General features: G+C 62.5%; 18 protein-coding genes. 8 read left to right on the top strand and 10 right to left on the bottom strand.

The genetic code is table 11. The features are described from left to right. The first annotated feature begins 196 nt into the window (after positions 1-196). The 4 genes from purC (at position 197) to BLS26_RS05330 (ending at position 3,049) form a co-directional block, all read left to right on the top strand. Positions 197-964, top strand: coding sequence for a phosphoribosylaminoimidazolesuccinocarboxamide synthase (gene purC, locus BLS26_RS05345; protein WP_172804547.1), 768 nt, complete (start codon positions 197-199; stop codon positions 962-964). 109 nt (positions 965-1,073) lie between these two features. Further along, a complete protein-coding gene (gene purS / locus BLS26_RS05340) occupies positions 1,074-1,313 on the top strand; it encodes a phosphoribosylformylglycinamidine synthase subunit PurS (protein ID WP_079587511.1) in 240 nt (79 codons plus the stop codon). A 10-nt stretch (positions 1,314-1,323) separates the two neighbouring features. Then, complete coding sequence (purQ, locus tag BLS26_RS05335; protein ID WP_092509077.1) at positions 1,324-2,025, top strand: phosphoribosylformylglycinamidine synthase subunit PurQ; 702 nt, start codon at positions 1,324-1,326, stop codon at positions 2,023-2,025. A 40-nt stretch (positions 2,026-2,065) separates the two neighbouring features. Further along, the gene (locus BLS26_RS05330; protein ID WP_092509075.1) at positions 2,066-3,049 is read left to right on the top strand and encodes a tripartite tricarboxylate transporter substrate-binding protein; all 984 of its coding nucleotides are present in this window, start codon (positions 2,066-2,068) and stop codon (positions 3,047-3,049) included. A 74-nt stretch (positions 3,050-3,123) separates the two neighbouring features. Here the strand turns inward: BLS26_RS05330 and BLS26_RS37030 are convergent, their stop codons facing one another. The 4 genes from BLS26_RS37030 to BLS26_RS05310 all read right to left on the bottom strand — a co-directional run bounded on the left by BLS26_RS37030 (position 3,124) and on the right by BLS26_RS05310 (position 5,514). Beyond that, positions 3,124-3,255, bottom strand: coding sequence for a hypothetical protein (locus BLS26_RS37030; protein WP_256385911.1), 132 nt, complete (start codon positions 3,253-3,255; stop codon positions 3,124-3,126). A gap of 263 nt (positions 3,256-3,518) precedes the next feature. Continuing rightward, entirely contained in the window at positions 3,519-4,064 is a 546-nt protein-coding gene (locus tag BLS26_RS05320; RefSeq protein ID WP_157676312.1) for a nitroreductase family protein, read from the bottom strand. A gap of 39 nt (positions 4,065-4,103) precedes the next feature. Beyond that, positions 4,104-5,036 carry a DMT family transporter gene (locus BLS26_RS05315; protein ID WP_092509069.1) on the bottom strand — a complete coding sequence of 311 codons (933 nt, stop codon included), beginning with the start codon at positions 5,034-5,036 and terminating at the stop codon, positions 4,104-4,106. After that, a complete protein-coding gene (locus tag BLS26_RS05310; RefSeq protein ID WP_092509067.1) occupies positions 5,026-5,514 on the bottom strand; it encodes a PaaI family thioesterase in 489 nt (162 codons plus the stop codon). The genes BLS26_RS05315 and BLS26_RS05310 overlap by 11 nt, the downstream gene beginning before the upstream one ends. A 161-nt stretch (positions 5,515-5,675) precedes the next feature. On the opposite strand from BLS26_RS05310, the gene purL reads away from it, so the two are divergent. Continuing rightward, a complete protein-coding gene (gene purL / locus BLS26_RS05305; protein WP_092509065.1) occupies positions 5,676-7,880 on the top strand; it encodes a phosphoribosylformylglycinamidine synthase subunit PurL in 2,205 nt (734 codons plus the stop codon). A gap of 40 nt (positions 7,881-7,920) precedes the next feature. Here purL and BLS26_RS05300 read toward each other — a convergent pair whose 3' ends face one another. The 3 genes from BLS26_RS05300 to BLS26_RS05290 form a co-directional block, all read right to left on the bottom strand. Then, complete coding sequence (locus BLS26_RS05300; protein WP_092509063.1) at positions 7,921-8,757, bottom strand: shikimate dehydrogenase; 837 nt, start codon at positions 8,755-8,757, stop codon at positions 7,921-7,923. 249 nt (positions 8,758-9,006) lie between these two features. Next, complete coding sequence (locus tag BLS26_RS05295) at positions 9,007-10,191, bottom strand: acyltransferase (protein WP_092509061.1); 1,185 nt, start codon at positions 10,189-10,191, stop codon at positions 9,007-9,009. Positions 10,192-10,329: 138 nt separating this feature from the next. Beyond that, positions 10,330-10,689 carry a DUF427 domain-containing protein gene (locus BLS26_RS05290; protein WP_092509060.1) on the bottom strand — a complete coding sequence of 120 codons (360 nt, stop codon included), beginning with the start codon at positions 10,687-10,689 and terminating at the stop codon, positions 10,330-10,332. Positions 10,690-10,893: 204 nt separating this feature from the next. Between BLS26_RS05290 and BLS26_RS05285 the strand changes: the two genes are divergently transcribed. Both BLS26_RS05285 and BLS26_RS05280 read left to right on the top strand, forming a co-directional pair. Further along, positions 10,894-11,130 carry a BolA family protein gene (locus BLS26_RS05285; RefSeq protein ID WP_074815459.1) on the top strand — a complete coding sequence of 79 codons (237 nt, stop codon included), beginning with the start codon at positions 10,894-10,896 and terminating at the stop codon, positions 11,128-11,130. A gap of 27 nt (positions 11,131-11,157) precedes the next feature. Next, positions 11,158-12,336 (top strand): low temperature requirement protein A, encoded by a 1,179-nt coding sequence (locus BLS26_RS05280; protein ID WP_244541848.1) that lies wholly within the window; start codon positions 11,158-11,160, stop codon positions 12,334-12,336. Positions 12,337-12,344: 8 nt separating this feature from the next. On the opposite strand, the gene BLS26_RS05275 is transcribed toward BLS26_RS05280, so the two are convergent. Further along, positions 12,345-12,542, bottom strand: coding sequence for a hypothetical protein (locus BLS26_RS05275; protein WP_092509059.1), 198 nt, complete (start codon positions 12,540-12,542; stop codon positions 12,345-12,347). Positions 12,543-12,817: 275 nt separating this feature from the next. Between BLS26_RS05275 and BLS26_RS05270 the strand changes: the two genes are divergently transcribed. Continuing rightward, positions 12,818-13,129: a hypothetical protein gene (locus tag BLS26_RS05270; RefSeq protein WP_092509057.1), complete on the top strand. Its 312-nt coding sequence runs from the start codon at positions 12,818-12,820 to the stop codon at positions 13,127-13,129. A gap of 27 nt (positions 13,130-13,156) precedes the next feature. On the opposite strand, the gene egtD is transcribed toward BLS26_RS05270, so the two are convergent. Both egtD and egtB read right to left on the bottom strand, forming a co-directional pair. Then, positions 13,157-14,140, bottom strand: a complete 984-nt coding sequence (gene egtD / locus BLS26_RS05265) for an L-histidine N(alpha)-methyltransferase (RefSeq protein WP_092509055.1) — start codon at positions 14,138-14,140, stop codon at positions 13,157-13,159. 47 nt (positions 14,141-14,187) lie between these two features. Beyond that, entirely contained in the window at positions 14,188-15,441 is a 1,254-nt protein-coding gene (gene egtB, locus BLS26_RS05260; RefSeq protein WP_092509053.1) for an ergothioneine biosynthesis protein EgtB, read from the bottom strand. Positions 15,442-15,590: the final 149 nt, after the last annotated feature.

Here is a 15,590-nt window from a genome sequence, read left to right as displayed (position 1 = left end):
AAGTTGGGCCCAACCGGGCCTGATCGATTGTGCTGGATAGCCCAATCAGGTAGGTTGCCTCCAGGTCAGGTTCTCGTTCTGTTTCCGGCGCTTGTAGTCGAGTTCCCGGCCTTCACGGCAGCTCCGTCGTGGTCGTAACCCTTGTCATCCGGAGCACACCAAATTCATGGATTTCAACAAAACACGGTACATCCCAATGAGCCGTCGACGCCGCATTTATGAAGGCAAGGCCAAGGTCTTGTATGAAGGCCCGGAGCCGGGAACCCTGATCCAGCACTTCAAGGACGATGCGACCGCGTTCAATGCCAAGAAACACCAGGTGATCGAGGGCAAGGGCGTCCTCAACAACCGGATTTCGGAGTACCTGTTTCAGCACCTCAACGACATCGGGGTGCCGACCCATTTCATCCGCCGGCTCAACATGCGCGAGCAACTGATTCGCGAGGTCGAGATCGTGCCGCTGGAGGTGGTGGTGCGGAACGTGGCGGCGGGATCGCTGTCGCAGCGCCTCGGCATCGAGGAAGGCACTCAACTGCCGCGCTCGATCATCGAGTTCTATTACAAGAACGACCAGCTCAACGACCCGATGGTCTCGGAAGAGCACATCACCGCGTTCGGCTGGGCCACGCCGCAGGAAATCGACGACATCATGGCGCTGGCCATCCGCGTCAACGACTTCCTGACCGGATTGTTCTTGGGCATCGGCATCCGCCTCGTCGATTTCAAGATGGAATGCGGCCGCCTGTTCGAGAACGACATGATGCGGATCATCGTCGCCGACGAGATCTCGCCGGACTCCTGCCGGCTGTGGGACATCAAGTCGAACGAGAAGCTCGACAAGGATCGTTTCCGCCGGGATCTCGGCGGGCTCTTGGAGGCCTATACCGAGGTCGCCAAGCGTCTGGGCATTCTGATGGAGAACGAGCGCCCGGCCGGCACCGGTCCGGTGCTGGTGAAGAGCTAGAACGTCATTCCGGGGCGCGGGCGTAGACCGCGAGCCCGGCATCCAGAAGTTTTTGCGCGAGATTCCGGATCGACCCGCTGCGCGGTTCGTCCGGAATGACGGGGTTGATATGAAAGCACGCGTTACCGTTACGTTGAAGTCCGGCATTCTCGATCCGCAGGGCAAAGCCATCGAAGGCGCGCTGAAATCGCTCGGCGTCGACGGCGTCGCCAGCGTGCGTCAGGGCAAGGTGTTCGACATCGAACTCTCCGGCTCCGACAAGGCCAAGGCGGAGGCAGCGCTGAAAGCCGCCGCCGACAAGCTGCTGGCCAACACCGTGATCGAGAATTACCGAGTCGAACTTCTCTAGGCTGCCATCGATGAAATCTGCCGTTCTCGTTTTTCCCGGAATCAATCGCGAGCGCGACATGGCGCGCGCGCTCAAGCTGGCATCGGGCCATGAGTCCGCGATGGTCTGGCATGCCGAGACCGCGCTGCCCAAGGGTACCGACCTCGTCGTGGTGCCCGGCGGGTTTTCCTATGGCGACTATCTGCGCTGCGGCGCGATCGCCGCGCGCGCGCCCGTGATGGACGCGGTGCGGGCGTTTGCTGCCGAAGGCGGCCTCGTGCTCGGGGTCTGCAACGGTTTTCAGATCCTCTGCGAAGCCGGCCTGCTGCCCGGCGTGCTGATGCGCAACGCGCGGCTGAAATTCATCTGCAAGGACGTGCATCTGCGGGTCGAACGCTCCGACACGCCGTTCACGCGCGGCTACAATGCCGGCCAGGTCATCCGCGTGCCGGTCGCCCATGGCGAAGGCAACTACGAAGCGGATGAAGAAACGATCAAGCGGCTGGAAGGCGAGGGGCGGGTGCTCTACCGCTACTGCTCGCCGGAGGGCGTGGTCGACGAGGCCTCCAACATCAACGGCGCCGCGGATTCGATCGCCGGCATCGTCAACGAGCGCGGCAATGTGCTCGGCATGATGCCGCATCCGGAAAACCACGTCGAAGACATCATGGGCTGCACCGACGGCCGCGGCCTGTTTGCGGGCCTCGTCGCGCACCTGGAAAAAGCCGCGTGAACACCCGTAGCGTTTTCAAGCGAAGTGGGAACCGGTTCGCGTGAAGAAAACGCGTCAAAAAAATAAACTTCTCGCCAGACTGGCGGTCGCGCTTGCGGTGCTGTCGTTCGCGACCGCCGCGCATGCGCAGGATTTTCCAAAGCATCCCCTCACCATGATCGTGCCGTTCGCGGCCGGCGGCACCTCGGATGTGATCGCGCGCGCGGTCGCCGAGGAGATGGGCAAGGCGCTGGGGCAGCCGGTCGTGATCGAGAATGTCGCGGGCGCCGGCGGCTCGACCGCGCTGGCACGGGCTGCGCGCGCCGACGCGGACGGTTACACCATCGCGATCGGCAACGCCGGCACCAGTGCGGCGACCTATACGATCTATCCGAAACTGCCGTTTACGCCGGATTCGTTTGCGCCCATTGCCATGGTGGCAAAGACCTTCGGCGTCGTCGCGCTGCGCAAGGATTTTCCGGCCAAGAACCTGCAGGAATTCATCGCCTATGCGAAGAACAATCCCGGCAAGATCAATTTCGGCCACGCCGGTATCGGCTCGTCGAACTTCCTGATCTGCAAGAGTTTCGTGCAGGCCGCCGGCATCGACGTCACGCTGGTTGGCTATCGCGGCGCAGCACCTGCGCTGACGGATGCGATCGGCGGGCAGATCGACGGCGTCTGCGATGCGGCCGCCTCGGTGTCCCAGGCGATCGACGACAAACTGGTCAGGGGCCTCGTCGTCGGTTCGACCGTGCGGCTTGCGACCTTGCCCGATCTGCCGACGTCGGCGGAAGCGAGCCTGCCGGAATTCGAGGCGCAAGGCTGGAATGGCCTGTTCGCGCCAAAGGGAACGCCGCCGGCGATCATCGAGAAACTGAACGCGGCGGCGAAGACGGCGGTCGAAAGCGAGCCGGTGAAGAAACGCTTCTACGACCTCTCCACCGTCGCCCCCGACGCCAACGAGCACACGCCCGACGTGCTCGGGCAGTTGGTGACCCGAGACGTCGAGAAATACCGCAAGCTGCTGGAAGAGAAGAAATAGCTTCGACGGTTACGTCGTCGTCCGACAGAAAGAAGCCCCGCTTGTGCGGGGCTTCTTGTCGTTGGCTGGTGCTCTTAGCGTCCCGTGCCGTAACCACTTCCCGGGCCGATCGTCGATCCGCTCGGCGACGGGTTCATGTTTGTGGTGCCGGACGGATTGGCCCCGGCGTTTTGTGCCGCCGCGGCGCTGCCGGGCTGGTTACTCATGCCAACCGTCCCGCTCGTCGTTCCCGTGGAGGAACCCGTGGTGCTGGTCCCAGGTGTCGTCGACATGCCTGTCGAGCCCGTAGCGCTACCCGTGGCACCGCCCGTGCTGGTTGTTTGCGCCAGCGCGAGTGTGCTGGTCAGTGCCAGCGCTGCCGCGAGTGCCAATGTTGCTGTTCGCATGAATTACTCCCTTTCCTGGTGAGTAATTTCCAACCGCAAACATCGGCATCCGTTCCGGTCCCGCCAATGACGGTTCGTTCACGTTAATTCGCGTTTTCGACAACCCAGATGATACGGGGCGGTTCGCGTGGCACCGCGTCCGGAACCGCGACGGGATAACCGAGGCACAGCACCGCGACCGGTGTCAGTTCGGTGGGAATGCCGAGTTCGGCGCGCACCTCCGGTGTGCCGAGCCAGAGCATCGGTGAACCGACCCAGCATGTTCCCAATCCGCGCGCATGCGCCGACAGCATCAGGTTCTGACCGGCGCGGTGGCAATCTCCTACCGGTCCGGAAATGATGATGAGCGCCGGCGCATCCCAAAAAATCTTGAAACCGGGCCGGTCGATCCAGTCCCAGTGGCCTTCGCCCGGGCGATGACGCCGCGCGTGATCCATGGCGCGGTCGCCATAGGCTGCGATACGTTCGACGCCTGTAATGACGTTGAAAGCAACCGGATTCGAACCGCGGAACGGCGGCGGCGCCTGCGCCGCGTCTGAGATCACGCTTTCGATGAGATCGCGGTCGACTGCTCTGGAATCGTAGGACCGGACCGAACGCCGCCCGTGGATCGCTTCAATGGTGTCCATCACGTCCTCCGCCATCGCGTTGGCCGTGGGCACCATAGACTATTTGCCGCGCAACCGGCCGATCCACTTGCGGTAGCGAGCGGCCGGAATGGTCATGGCGGCGACGCCGGCCATGACCAGCACGAGGCCGAGCGCGAGATTGGGCGGCACGGTTTCGCCGAGCAGCAGCACCGAAAGGCCGACGCCGATCGGAATCCGCAAGTAGCCTTGCGCGTTGGTGGTCAGCGTGCCGAGCCGGCCGAGGCACATGTAGAACAGCATCAGTCCGAGCGCGCTGGAGAAGATGCCCATCGAGGTGACGGCGATCAGGGCCTCGCGCGTCGGGTGCAGGGTCCACGGGTGCTCGACGACGAGTGCGACCGGCAATAGCAGCGTGCCGCCGAACAGCAGCGATCCGGCCGCGACCACCATCGGATCGTAGTCCGACAGCCGCAATCCGAAGATGGTCGCGCAGGCGAACGAGACGGTGGCAAGCAGGATCACCATTTCGGCAAACAAATTGCTGGAGAGCCCGCCCAGCGCATCGAGACCGATGATCACGGCGGTGCCGGCAAGGCCCAGCATCGCACCGGTGAGTTTGAGCAACGTCGCCGGCTCGTGCCGTGTGATGCCCCAGGTGATCAGGAATGCGAAGATCGGCGTCGTCGAGGCCAGCACCACGGTGGGTGCCGCCGGCACATATTGCTGCGCCCAGGTGATCATCAGAAACGGAATCGTCGAATTGATGGTCTGCTGGAACGCGAACAGCTTCCACGCCCTGATGTCGGTCGGGATCCGCAAGCCGCGCGCGGACAGGATCGCGAGCAGGAAAGCTGCCGCGATCAGCGAACGCGCCGAGATGAAGGTGATCGGCGGGATCGAGCCGAGCCCGATTTTTGTCAGCGGATAGGTCGAACTCCAGCAGCACGCCAATGCGAGCAGCAGCGCGTAGTCGCGCCAGCCGCGATGGACCTGTGGCGCATCAGGTGGCAACGGCGCTGGCGTCCGTCCGCGGCTTCCGCTTCACCCGCTTGATGGTGCCGGAAAAGGTGAACAGGGAACGGTCGCCGGATTTCAGTGTCCCGCGCAAAAAGATCAGCGAGCCGCCGGCGCGGGTGACTTCGCCGTCACATTCGATCAATTCGCCCTCGCGGGCCGCATCGAGGAATTCGCAGGCAAAGCCGATCGTGACGCCGGGACCCTCGAGGTGGGACGAGGCGATCGCGAACAGGCAATAGTCGGCGAACGACATGAAGGCGCCGCCATGGACGTTGCGCATGCCGTTGAGGTGCTTCTGCTCGACCCGAAAGGCGCACTGCACCTTGCCGTTTTCGTCCATCCGGTGCCAGAACGGGCCGTTATGGGTCTCGAAACTGTCGCGGGTCCAGGTCCGCCAACCCTTGAATTCCCCCTCGGTTTCGGTGTGCAGATCGGGGCGTTGGCGGAATGCGTTTTTGGGGACTTCGTTCACTAAAAATGGCCCTTCAAATCGGTGTTTCAGCCCTTAAATCCGATCCGGGCGCGATGTGCAAACGCCGATCCCGCAAGGCTCCCCCCGCAAAGCTCTGGACAGGGCGGAAATGCGCCATAAAAGGCCTTTTCGCACCCCGTCGATCTACCTAATAAGGTCCCATGAACGAACCTCAGATCACCCCCGAACTCGTCGCCAGCCACGGTCTCAAGCCGGACGAGTATGAGCGCATCCTGAAACTGATCGGACGGGTGCCGACTTTCACCGAGCTCGGGATCTTCTCGGCGATGTGGAACGAGCACTGCTCGTACAAATCCTCGCGCATTCATCTGAAGGGGCTGCCGACCAAGGCGCCGTGGGTGATCCAGGGCCCGGGCGAGAACGCTGGCGTGATCGACATCGGCGACGGCCAGGCGGTCGTGTTCAAGATGGAGAGCCACAACCATCCGAGCTACATCGAGCCGTACCAGGGCGCGACCACCGGCGTCGGCGGTATTTTGCGCGACGTGTTCACGATGGGCGCGCGGCCGATCGCATGCCTCAACGCGCTCTCCTTTGGCGCGCCGGAACACCCGAAGACGCGCCATCTGGTGTCGGGCGTGGTCGCCGGTGTCGGCGGCTATGGCAATTCGTTTGGCGTGCCGACGGTCGGCGGGCAGGTGCGTTTCCACACCCGCTATGACGGCAACATCCTCGTCAACGCGATGGCGGTCGGCCTCGCCGATACCGACAAGATCTTTTATGCGGCGGCCTCCGGCGTGAACATGCCGATCGTCTATCTCGGCTCCAAGACCGGCCGCGACGGCATTCACGGTGCCTCGATGGCGTCGGCCGAGTTCGACGACGATTCCGCCGAGAAGCGCCCGACCGTGCAGGTCGGCGATCCCTTCGCGGAAAAGCTGTTGCTGGAAGCCTGCCTCGAAATCATGGAAGCCGATTGCGTGATCGCGATCCAGGACATGGGCGCGGCGGGCCTGACCTGTTCGGCGGTCGAGATGGGCGCCAAGGGCGATCTCGGCGTCGACCTCGATCTCGACGCGGTGCCGACGCGCGAGACCGGCATGAGCGCCTACGAGATGATGCTCTCGGAAAGCCAGGAGCGCATGCTCATGGTGCTCAAGCCCGAAAAGGAAAAAGAGGCCGAGGCGATCTTCAAGAAGTGGGGCCTGGATTTTGCGGTGGTCGGCTACACCACGCCGAGCAAGCGTTTCGTGGTCAAGCATGGCGGCGACGTCATGGCCGACCTGCCGATCAAGGAACTCGGCGACGAGGCGCCGCTCTATGACCGCCCGCATGTGGCATCGGCGTTGTTGCCGACGGTTCGCGCGCAGGACGTCAAGCCGCCGATCGGAATCATGCCGGCGCTGGAAAAGCTGATCGGCTCGCCGGAACTGTGTTCGCGGCGCTGGGTCTGGGAGCAGTACGACCACGTCATTCTCGGCAATACCGTGCAGCGCCCCGGTGGCGACGCCGCGGTGGTGCGCGTCGAGGACGGCCCGAAGGGGCTCGCGATCACCGTCGACGTGACGCCGCGCTATTGCGAAGCCGATCCGTATCAAGGCGGCATGCAGGCCGTCGCCGAGGCCTGGCGCAACATCACGGCTGTCGGCGGACGGCCGCTTGCCATCACCGACAACCTCAATTTCGGCAATCCGGAGCGGCCCGAAATCATGGGCCAGTTCGTCGGTTGCCTGAAGGGCATTTCGGAAGCCTGCCGCACGCTCGACTTCCCGGTCGTGTCCGGCAACGTCTCGCTCTACAACGAGACCAACGGCCGCGGGATTCTGCCGACGCCCTCGATCGGCGGTGTCGGCCTGCTCGACGATTTCACCAAGTCGGCGACGCTGGCCTTCAAGGCTGGTGGCGAAGCGATCCTGCTGATCGGCGACACCCAGGGCTGGCTCGGACAGTCGGTTTACCTGCGCGACGTCTGCGGTCGCGAAGAGGGCGCACCGCCACCGGTCGATCTCGCCGCCGAAAAGCGCAACGGCGATGTGGTGCGCGGCATGATCCACGCCGGTACTGCGACCGCGGTGCATGACATCTCTGACGGCGGGCTTCTGATCGCGCTGGCGGAGATGGCGATGGCTGGCGGAATCGGCGCGCAGTTGGTGGCGGCGCCGGGTTCGATCGTGCCGCATGCTTACTGGTTCGGCGAGGACCAGGCCCGCTACATCGTGACGGTGCCGGCCGCGGAAGCAGGCCTGGTGCTCGCCAAGATGAAGGGGGCCGGCGTGCCCTGCGTCCGCATCGGCACGACTGGAGGGGATTCAATTGCGGTCGCCGGCGAAACACCGGTTGCGGTGGCCTCGCTCAAGTCGGCGTTCGAGCACTGGCTGCCGGCCTATATGAACGGGAAGGGTTAGCGCGTCGTACCGGCATCATGCATCAGCATTTTAGCCGCTCTCAGTAGCTGATCCGCGCGACCGCCCGCAGTTCGTCCGGCGTGGTCGTGCGGAAGCCGAAGAATTCGAGATTTGCCGGTATCTGCTCGAACAGCATGTCCGTGCCGATCTGAATTTCGCAGCCACGCGCCCTTGCCGCCGCCAGAAACGGCGTGATTTCGCGCGTCATCACGACTTCGCCGACAAACGTTGAGGGTGCAATTTGCTCGACGTCGATCGGCAACGGGTCGCCGTCCTTCATGCCGAGCGGAGTCGCATTGACGACAATGTCGAATCCGGTTGGATCTTTCGAGCCAACTTCAATCTTCAGTGCCGGATGGTAGGCGCGCAAGCGTTCCGCCAGACCGTTCATGGTCGCAGCACAGGCATCGAACAGCGCAAGCTGTGCCGCGCCGGCCTTGGCCATCGACGCCACGATCGCAGAACCGACGCCGCCGCTTCCGACTACGAGCACGCGTGCACCGGCCAACGCTCGGCCCTTCCGCAGAATGCCGCGAACAAAACCCTCGCCGTCGAACATGTCGCCGACAAGGGTGCCGTCCGGGCCAAGACGGATTGCGTTGCACGCGCCCGCAACCTTTGCGGTGGTCATCGTCTCGTCCAGCAGCGGCACGGTGGTCACCTTGTGCGGCATGGTGACGAGCGCACCATGCATATTGGAGAGCCTGAATACGAGCTTCAGGAATGCGGCGTAGTCCTGTGGTTTGCAACCCATCGGCACGACAACGGCATCGATCCCGTATTTTTCGAAATAGGGATTGTAGATCATCGGGGCCTTGAAGCTCTCGGTCGGATAGCCGAGATGGGCAATGAGCTTCGTGCGTCCGCTGATCGTCATTGGCCTGTTCCTCGTTTCAAGGATGGCTGTCCCAAGCAGGGGACGGCGATTGATCCGAACTTGTTCTGACAACCAGATTTTATACGACCGTGAAGGCGAGGGTGAATTGTTCCAGATCTGCACCCGAGTGACGAGAAGCGATCGCGAGGCGAGGACGTCACGCGCATGGTGTCTGCAACGAAGCCAATTGCCAATTGGGCGAAGCGGCGGACCTGATTCAGCGCACCATCCTGGAATGACGTTGAGGTCTTAGAGTATCCGCTTCGCGCCGGGAATCCGCCGCAGCGCGGCCGTCACCCCCCAGCTCAGCACCACCGTGAGCACGAACGCGATCAGCGCTTTTACGATCGCGGGCAGATCGTAATCGAACAGCCAGTATTGCAGCCACAGCACGATCGGATAGTGGACCAGGAACATGCCGTAGGCGTCCGCCTGCATGGGATCGAGCATGCTCCAGCCGGATTGCTTGAATCTAAGGAAGTAGGCCAGGATCACAAACAGGATGGCCACGCTGAAGAGGGCGAAACAGAATCCATAGTCCGATTCGTACCATTCCGGCAGCCGCACCGGATTTCCCAGTATTTCGCGCTTGATGTAGATCAGCACCCACATCGCGCAATACGGAACGAGCGCCAGCAACACCCAGTTCCAGGTACGCTGAGCGAGCTTGCCGTCTGCCGCCAACAGCCCGCGATTCATATTCAGGACGCCGATGCCGGCGCCGAAAAAGAAATAGCTGGCATAGAGCAGCACGCGGCCATGCTGGACCGAGAACGGCCCGAACTCGAACCAGCTGCCGGCGCCAAAGTGAATTCGCCCGGGAACGTAGAGCGCGGCCGTGACGGCAAACATCACGACGAAGAATTCTCCGGGCCGCTCGTGACCGTTCAGCGACAGGCGGTTGATCGGCTCGAGCATAGTGGGTGACAGCCGAAACAGCAGGCATGCAACGAGGTCGAAGCCGAACAGGACCCAGAGGAACCAGACCGGCCCGCTCGGCCACGGGCCGACCGTAATCGTCTTCCACCAGAACTCGGCGAAACCGATCTCCGGATTCTGCCGCAGCGAGATGGCGTAGTAGGCGATCGGAATGATCGTGAACGCGCAGATCACGAACGGCAGGCCAAGCCGAAGCAGTCGGTCCTTCAAATGGTTCGCTGGCCCCTTCCGGGTAATGCTCGGCCACACAAACAGCCCGGAGAGGAAAAAGAACATCGCCATGAAGAAACTGTCGGTAGCGAGCACGATCATGTCGAAGCCAAAGAAAGACTTCGGATCGGTGTGGCCGAAATAGGTATAGGGGATGATCGCGTGGTGAAGCAGGACCACGAGCGTCAGGAAGGTGCGGGCGCGATCGATCGAGAAGTTGCGCGCTTTGGCTTTCGGCACGGCGTGAACGTCTGTGGTCGTTGCGGCTTGGGTAATCGATGACATGGCGCCCCCGGCAGGGTGATGGCGGCGAATGTTGCTACCGGGAACCCGATTCAGCAAGAGCCAATCGGAAAATCCGGAAAAACGTTGAGCCAGGATTTCGCAGTGCAGCCAGGCAGCGAACTTTAGCTAAATTCAACCCTACGCCACTTCCTCGATCGTCACCTTGTCCGGGTAGAACGCCAGGTAGCCGGCGATCTCCGTCATGGCCGGAAACGGCGTCTCATAGGTCCAGATCGAATTCTCGAGGCTCTTGCCGTTGGCGTTGATGCTGAAATAGCTGGCATCCCCCTTGTAGGGGCAATGCGTGGTCCGCTCGGTGCGGGCGAGCAGCGCCATATTGGCGTCTGCGCGCGGGAAATACTGCACCGCCGGATAGCTCGCTTCCTTCAGGGTCAGCGCATGGGTGGTATCGGCGACCACCATGCCGCCGGCGGTGACGCGGATGCGCTTCGGGTTGGCCGTAATCGTGATCGGATGGTCGGGACCGGGCAGTTTCATGGCTCACAGCCTCTTTTTCGGTCATTTCGCCGCGAGACGACGTGACCGGATATCACATATCCAACATGTCTGGACCAGGAATATAGTGCAGGAAAGGGTGACCTTGAAGAGCGTACGCGCTAGGTTCGGTTGTCACGGTCGCGCGACTAGGCCTTGATTCGAAGTATTTGCCCTGATTCGAAACATCTGACGGAGACATGCTGGATGCCGATGGACGCCCACGATATCGAATCGATGATCAAGGCAGCTATTCCCGATGCCGAGGTGACGATCCGCGATCTCGCAGGCGACGGCGACCATTACGCCGCGACCGTGATCTCGGAATCCTTCCGCGGCAAGTCGCGCGTTCAGCAACACCAGATCGTCTATCAGTCGCTCAAGGGACAGATGGGCGGCGTGTTGCATGCGCTGGCGCTGCAGACCGGAGTGCCGGGGGGCTAGGCCGCGGGCGGGCTATAGGGCGCACCGATGGCGGACAATCCACGCGGCGCGATGTGGCGCCCGATCATGCCGAACCAGCACAGCCGCGTTACCTATGCCGAGCTGTTCTTCGACCTCGTCTTCGTCTACGCCGTCACGCAGATTTCACACACACTGCTGGCCGACTTCACGCCACTGGGCGCCGTGCACGTCACGCTGCTGTTTCTCGCGGTGTGGTGGGTGTGGGTCTACACCTCCTGGATCACCAACTGGCTCGATCCCGAAAAGGCGCCGGTTCGGCTGCTGCTGTTTGCGCTGACGCTCGGTGGGCTGGTGCTCTCGACCTCGATCCCTTCGGCGTTCGACGGGCGCGGCCTGTGGTTCGCCATCGCCTATGCCGCGATGCAGGTCGGCAAAACGGTATTCTTGTGGATCGTGACGCCGTCTTCGCGACCGCCGGCGCGCTTGAATGCGATCCGCATTACCATCTGGCTGTCGGTGTCGGCGGTGTTCTGGATCGCCGGCGGGATGATGGAAGGCCATCCACGGCTGACGCTGTGGGCGATTGCGCTCGCGATCGAATATGTCTCGCCGGTGGTGCGGTTCTGGATTCCCCGCTACGGAGCGTCCTCGATCGCGGATTGGGTCGTCGAGGGCGGCCACATGGCCGAGCGCTGCGCCGGCTTCATCATCATCGCGCTCGGCGAATCCATCGTCGTGACGGGGGCGACTTTTGCCGACCTGACCTGGACCGACGAAAATGTCGTGGCGTTCGTATCGGCCTTTGTCGGCAGTCTTGCGATGTGGTGGATCTATTTCCACAAGGGCGCCGAAGCCGGCTCCGAGCAGATTTCCAGATCGAGCGAGCCGGGCAGGCTGGCGCGGCTTGCTTATACCTACCTGCACATGCCGATCGTGGCCGGCATCATCGTCACGGCGGTGGCCGATGAACTGGTGCTGAAGCACCCGGCCGGTTATTCCGATCTCAAGACGGTCGTCAGCGCGATCGGAGGCCCGCTGCTGTTCCTGTCCGGAACGATCCTGTTCAAGCACAGCTTTCGCGGCTTTCTTCAACTCTCGCACGGGGTCGGCATCATCGCCCTGTGCGTGCTGGCATGGTTCGCAGGCGGGCTGTCGCCGCTGATGCTGTCGATCATCACATCGGCGATCATGATCGTGGTCGCGGTGTGGGAATCGATCTCGCTGCGATCCAAGCCGGAAGAATAAGCCCGAAGCTATTTTTGCTCGACCACGTTTTTGAGGACGAGCCTCGAAAGCTGGACGACGAGCGCCCGCAGCCTGGCATTTTCCTCGAGCAGCGACTCCGTTTCGGTGCTGATTTCGGTATCCCAGCCATCGTCCTCGTCGTCATGGACGAAGGACTGGCCCGCTCGCCGCGCGGCATCGCCGGACACAAAATGCGCTTTACCCATACTTATACCCCCTGGCACGAACTCACCCCAGCCAAGCCGTAAGGGCAGGATTGGCTGAGTCGGAGTCAAAATTGGGACGTTTCGGAGGGGAAACTTCAGCAGGGATGCAGCGATTTGCTGGCGTATTCGATCATGGTCAACAATCGTTAACCATTCTCTGCCACATTCTCCCTGCATGGTGTCATCGCGCGCGGCGGCGCAGATACCATGCTTTCACTTTGACCAGCGCGGCCACCCTCAGCTCCCACGGATTCCGTGGCTGGGAATACGCGCCGATGAAACAAAGCGAAGCAAGAGTCCTGATTTTGCAGCAGTGGGACCGCTGGATTCTATCAAGGCCGGTAGATCCGGGCGGGCCCACCGGAAAAGACTCGCTGAAATTCTTCCACGAACTTCAGGACACAGGGTCGCCGCTGCTGGATTTCCAGGCCCGAGGGCAGGATAAGTGGCGGATCATTCACGCCTGGTTGCTGGATGCCGAGCGATTGTCCGACCACTGGATATCTCCCGCGCCGCGGATCGTGCCCGGCCGCAGACCGCGGCCGGCCCGTCACAAGTCCCGATCCTGTGGCGGTGGAATCGAGTGACGGCCACCGATCATGATGGCCGGGCCCTTAACCCTCGGCCACCAGCGCGTGGACGGAAAACATCCGTTCGTCGTCGGTCCAGGACGAGCGGACCGACCAGCTTGATTGGCGCGCCAGCGCGGTGAAGCGTTCGAGGCTGTATTTATAGCTCGACTCGGTGTGGATGCTTTCGCCGGGGCGGAACGAGAAATTCTGCCCGAGGATCCTCACCGACTGCGCCTTTTTGGCGATCAGGTGCATTTCGATGCGATGACGCTCGCGATTGTAGATCGAGCGATGCATGAAACCGGAAATGTCGAAATTTCCACCGAGCTCGCGGTTGATGCGGACCAGCACATTGAGATTGAAGCGGGCGGTGACGCCGGCGGCATCGTTGTAGGCATCGTAAAGCACGCGCTCGTTCTTTTCGAGATCGACGCCGATGACCATCTGTGCGCCTTGCCCAAGAATCTCGCGGGCGCTGCTCAGGAAGGCCTGGGCTTCATGCGGTTCGAAATTGCCGAGCGTCGATCCCGGAAAGAAGCCGACCTTCGGCATATCAGCGATCTCGGCCGGCAGCGCAAACGGTGCGGTGAAGTCGGCAGCGACCGGATAAACCGCGAGATCGGGAAAATCCTTGCGCAACGCATCGGCCTGACCCTTGAGGAAATCGCCGGAGATATCGACTGGGACATAGGCGCCGAACTCGCAGCGCTCCAGCAGCAGCCGGACCTTGGTCGTGGCACCTGCGCCGAATTCGACCAGCGCCGCGCCCTTCGGGATGATCGCGGCAATCTCGTCGCCACGGCTGCGTAAAATGCCGAGCTCGGTGCGGGTCGGATAATATTCGGGGAGTACCGTGATCTGCTCGAACAGTTCCGATCCCGTGGCGTCATAGAAGTATTTCGGCGACAGCCGCTTGGGATGCTGCGACAGGTTGCCGATCACGTCGCCGGCGAAGGCCGAGGTCGCTTCGTCGAACGGCTGCACTTGGGGCAACACTTGGGTCAAAGCGGTGGCATGCACATTCATGATACTCTCCTGAACGCGCTTTCCGGCGCGGCTCGATCTGCGGAAATTCAGACGTAGTCGGCGAGGCGTAACCCTGTAAATTGCCAGCGGTGGTGCGGATAAAAGAAGTTGCGATAGGTAATACGGCTGTGGCCGGCGGGTGTTACGGGCGACGAGCCACGCAGCACCAACTGGTTGACCATGAACTTGCCGTTGTATTCCCCGAGCGCGCCTTCGATGGCGCGGTAGCCGGGGTAGGGCGAGTAGGAGCTGCGGGTCCACTGCCAGACGATGCCGAAGGCATCGTTCAACTGGCCGGCGCGGGCGGCGACTTCCCATTCCATCTCGGTTGGCAGATGCTTGCCGGCCCAACGTGCGAACGCGTCGGCCTCGTAATAGCTGACATGGTTGACCGGGGCGGCCAGGTCGATCGGCTGCAGGCCGCCGAGCGTCATGATCCGCCATTCGCCGTCGATCTGGCGCCAGTGGCCGGGCGCCTCCCAGCCTTCGTTGTTGACCACCGCAAAGCCGTCCATCAGCCACAGCGTCGCCGTGCCGTAGCCGCCATCCTTCATGAAGGCGAGCCATTCGGCATTGGTGACGAGGTTGCGGGCAAGCCTGACCGGGCCGACCAGCGCGCGATGCGCCGGCTTTTCATTGTCGAAATGAAAGCTGTCGTCGGCGTGGCCGACGCTGTGAATGCCCTCGGTGAGGGCGACCCATTCCTCAACCGTTCGGTGCGATGCCGGGAAACGCCACGCCGGATCGTAGGCCGGCGGGATCGGGTTCTGCGCAAAGGCGTGCAGGATGTCGGTCAGCATCAATTCCTGATGCTGCTGTTCGTGATTGAGGCCGACTTCCACCAGGGGGGCCAGTTTCGAAAGCGTCTCCTGATCGGCGGTCTGGAAGAATTTCACCACCGCGGCGTCGACATGGCGGCGATAGGCGGTGACCTCGTCGGCACTCGGGCGGGTCAGATGGCCGCGCTGGTGGCGGGCGTGCCGCGGTCCGGCGCTGACGTAATAGGAGTTGAACAGGAAGGCGTAGTCGGGGTGAAACGGCTGGTAGCCCGGACAGTGCTCGCCGAGCAGGAACTGCTCGAAGAACCAGGTGGTATGGGCGCGGTGCCATTTCGCCGGGCTCGCGTCCGGCATCGACTGGATCAGCTGGTCTTCGGGGCTCAGGGGAGCCGCCCGGCGCTCGGTTTCGTCCCGGACGGCGAGATAAGCCTCGACCAGATTCTGGGCGAGGCTGCCGGAATCGGAGAAAAGTGACGGGGCTGATGTGGCCGACAAGGCCGCGGCGGATACTGATTTCGTCACTGGTGTCTCCGGTCGAGGGAGAGAACGTTTCTCTGGCGAACTGGTTCCTGGCGGACAGTCCGTCCTAGATAGGGGTTCCGGTCCGGGATAAAAGCCTCCCCGGGGCATGATATTGAGGCCGTCAGATGATGGCCGGTCCCGCCCGGGGC

Origin of the sequence: Afipia sp. GAS231, assembly GCF_900103365.1 — a bacterium.
Taxonomy (GTDB): Bacteria; Pseudomonadota; Alphaproteobacteria; order Rhizobiales; family Xanthobacteraceae; genus Bradyrhizobium.
This window is presented reverse-complemented; position numbering and strand designations above follow the sequence as displayed.

What these genes read in the sequence shown, in the direction of transcription:
- purQ (WP_092509077.1), top strand. Translation starts at nt 1,324, where the DNA reads ATGAAATCTGCCGTTCTCGTTTTTCCCGGAATCAATCGCGAGCGCGAC.
- BLS26_RS05295 (WP_092509061.1), bottom strand. Translation starts at nt 10,191, where the DNA reads ATGTCATCGATTACCCAAGCCGCAACGACCACAGACGTTCACGCCGTG.
- BLS26_RS05290 (WP_092509060.1), bottom strand. Translation starts at nt 10,689, where the DNA reads ATGAAACTGCCCGGTCCCGACCATCCGATCACGATTACGGCCAACCCG.
- BLS26_RS05280 (WP_244541848.1), top strand. Translation starts at nt 11,158, where the DNA reads ATGGCGGACAATCCACGCGGCGCGATGTGGCGCCCGATCATGCCGAAC.
- BLS26_RS05285 (WP_074815459.1), top strand. Translation starts at nt 10,894, where the DNA reads ATGCCGATGGACGCCCACGATATCGAATCGATGATCAAGGCAGCTATT.
- purS (WP_079587511.1), top strand. Translation starts at nt 1,074, where the DNA reads ATGAAAGCACGCGTTACCGTTACGTTGAAGTCCGGCATTCTCGATCCG.
- purC (WP_172804547.1), top strand. Translation starts at nt 197, where the DNA reads ATGAGCCGTCGACGCCGCATTTATGAAGGCAAGGCCAAGGTCTTGTAT.
- BLS26_RS37030 (WP_256385911.1), bottom strand. Translation starts at nt 3,255, where the DNA reads ATGAGTAACCAGCCCGGCAGCGCCGCGGCGGCACAAAACGCCGGGGCC.
- BLS26_RS05300 (WP_092509063.1), bottom strand. Translation starts at nt 8,757, where the DNA reads ATGACGATCAGCGGACGCACGAAGCTCATTGCCCATCTCGGCTATCCG.
- BLS26_RS05275 (WP_092509059.1), bottom strand. Translation starts at nt 12,542, where the DNA reads ATGGGTAAAGCGCATTTTGTGTCCGGCGATGCCGCGCGGCGAGCGGGC.
- BLS26_RS05270 (WP_092509057.1), top strand. Translation starts at nt 12,818, where the DNA reads ATGAAACAAAGCGAAGCAAGAGTCCTGATTTTGCAGCAGTGGGACCGC.
- BLS26_RS05320 (WP_157676312.1), bottom strand. Translation starts at nt 4,064, where the DNA reads ATGGACACCATTGAAGCGATCCACGGGCGGCGTTCGGTCCGGTCCTAC.
- purL (WP_092509065.1), top strand. Translation starts at nt 5,676, where the DNA reads ATGAACGAACCTCAGATCACCCCCGAACTCGTCGCCAGCCACGGTCTC.
- egtD (WP_092509055.1), bottom strand. Translation starts at nt 14,140, where the DNA reads ATGAATGTGCATGCCACCGCTTTGACCCAAGTGTTGCCCCAAGTGCAG.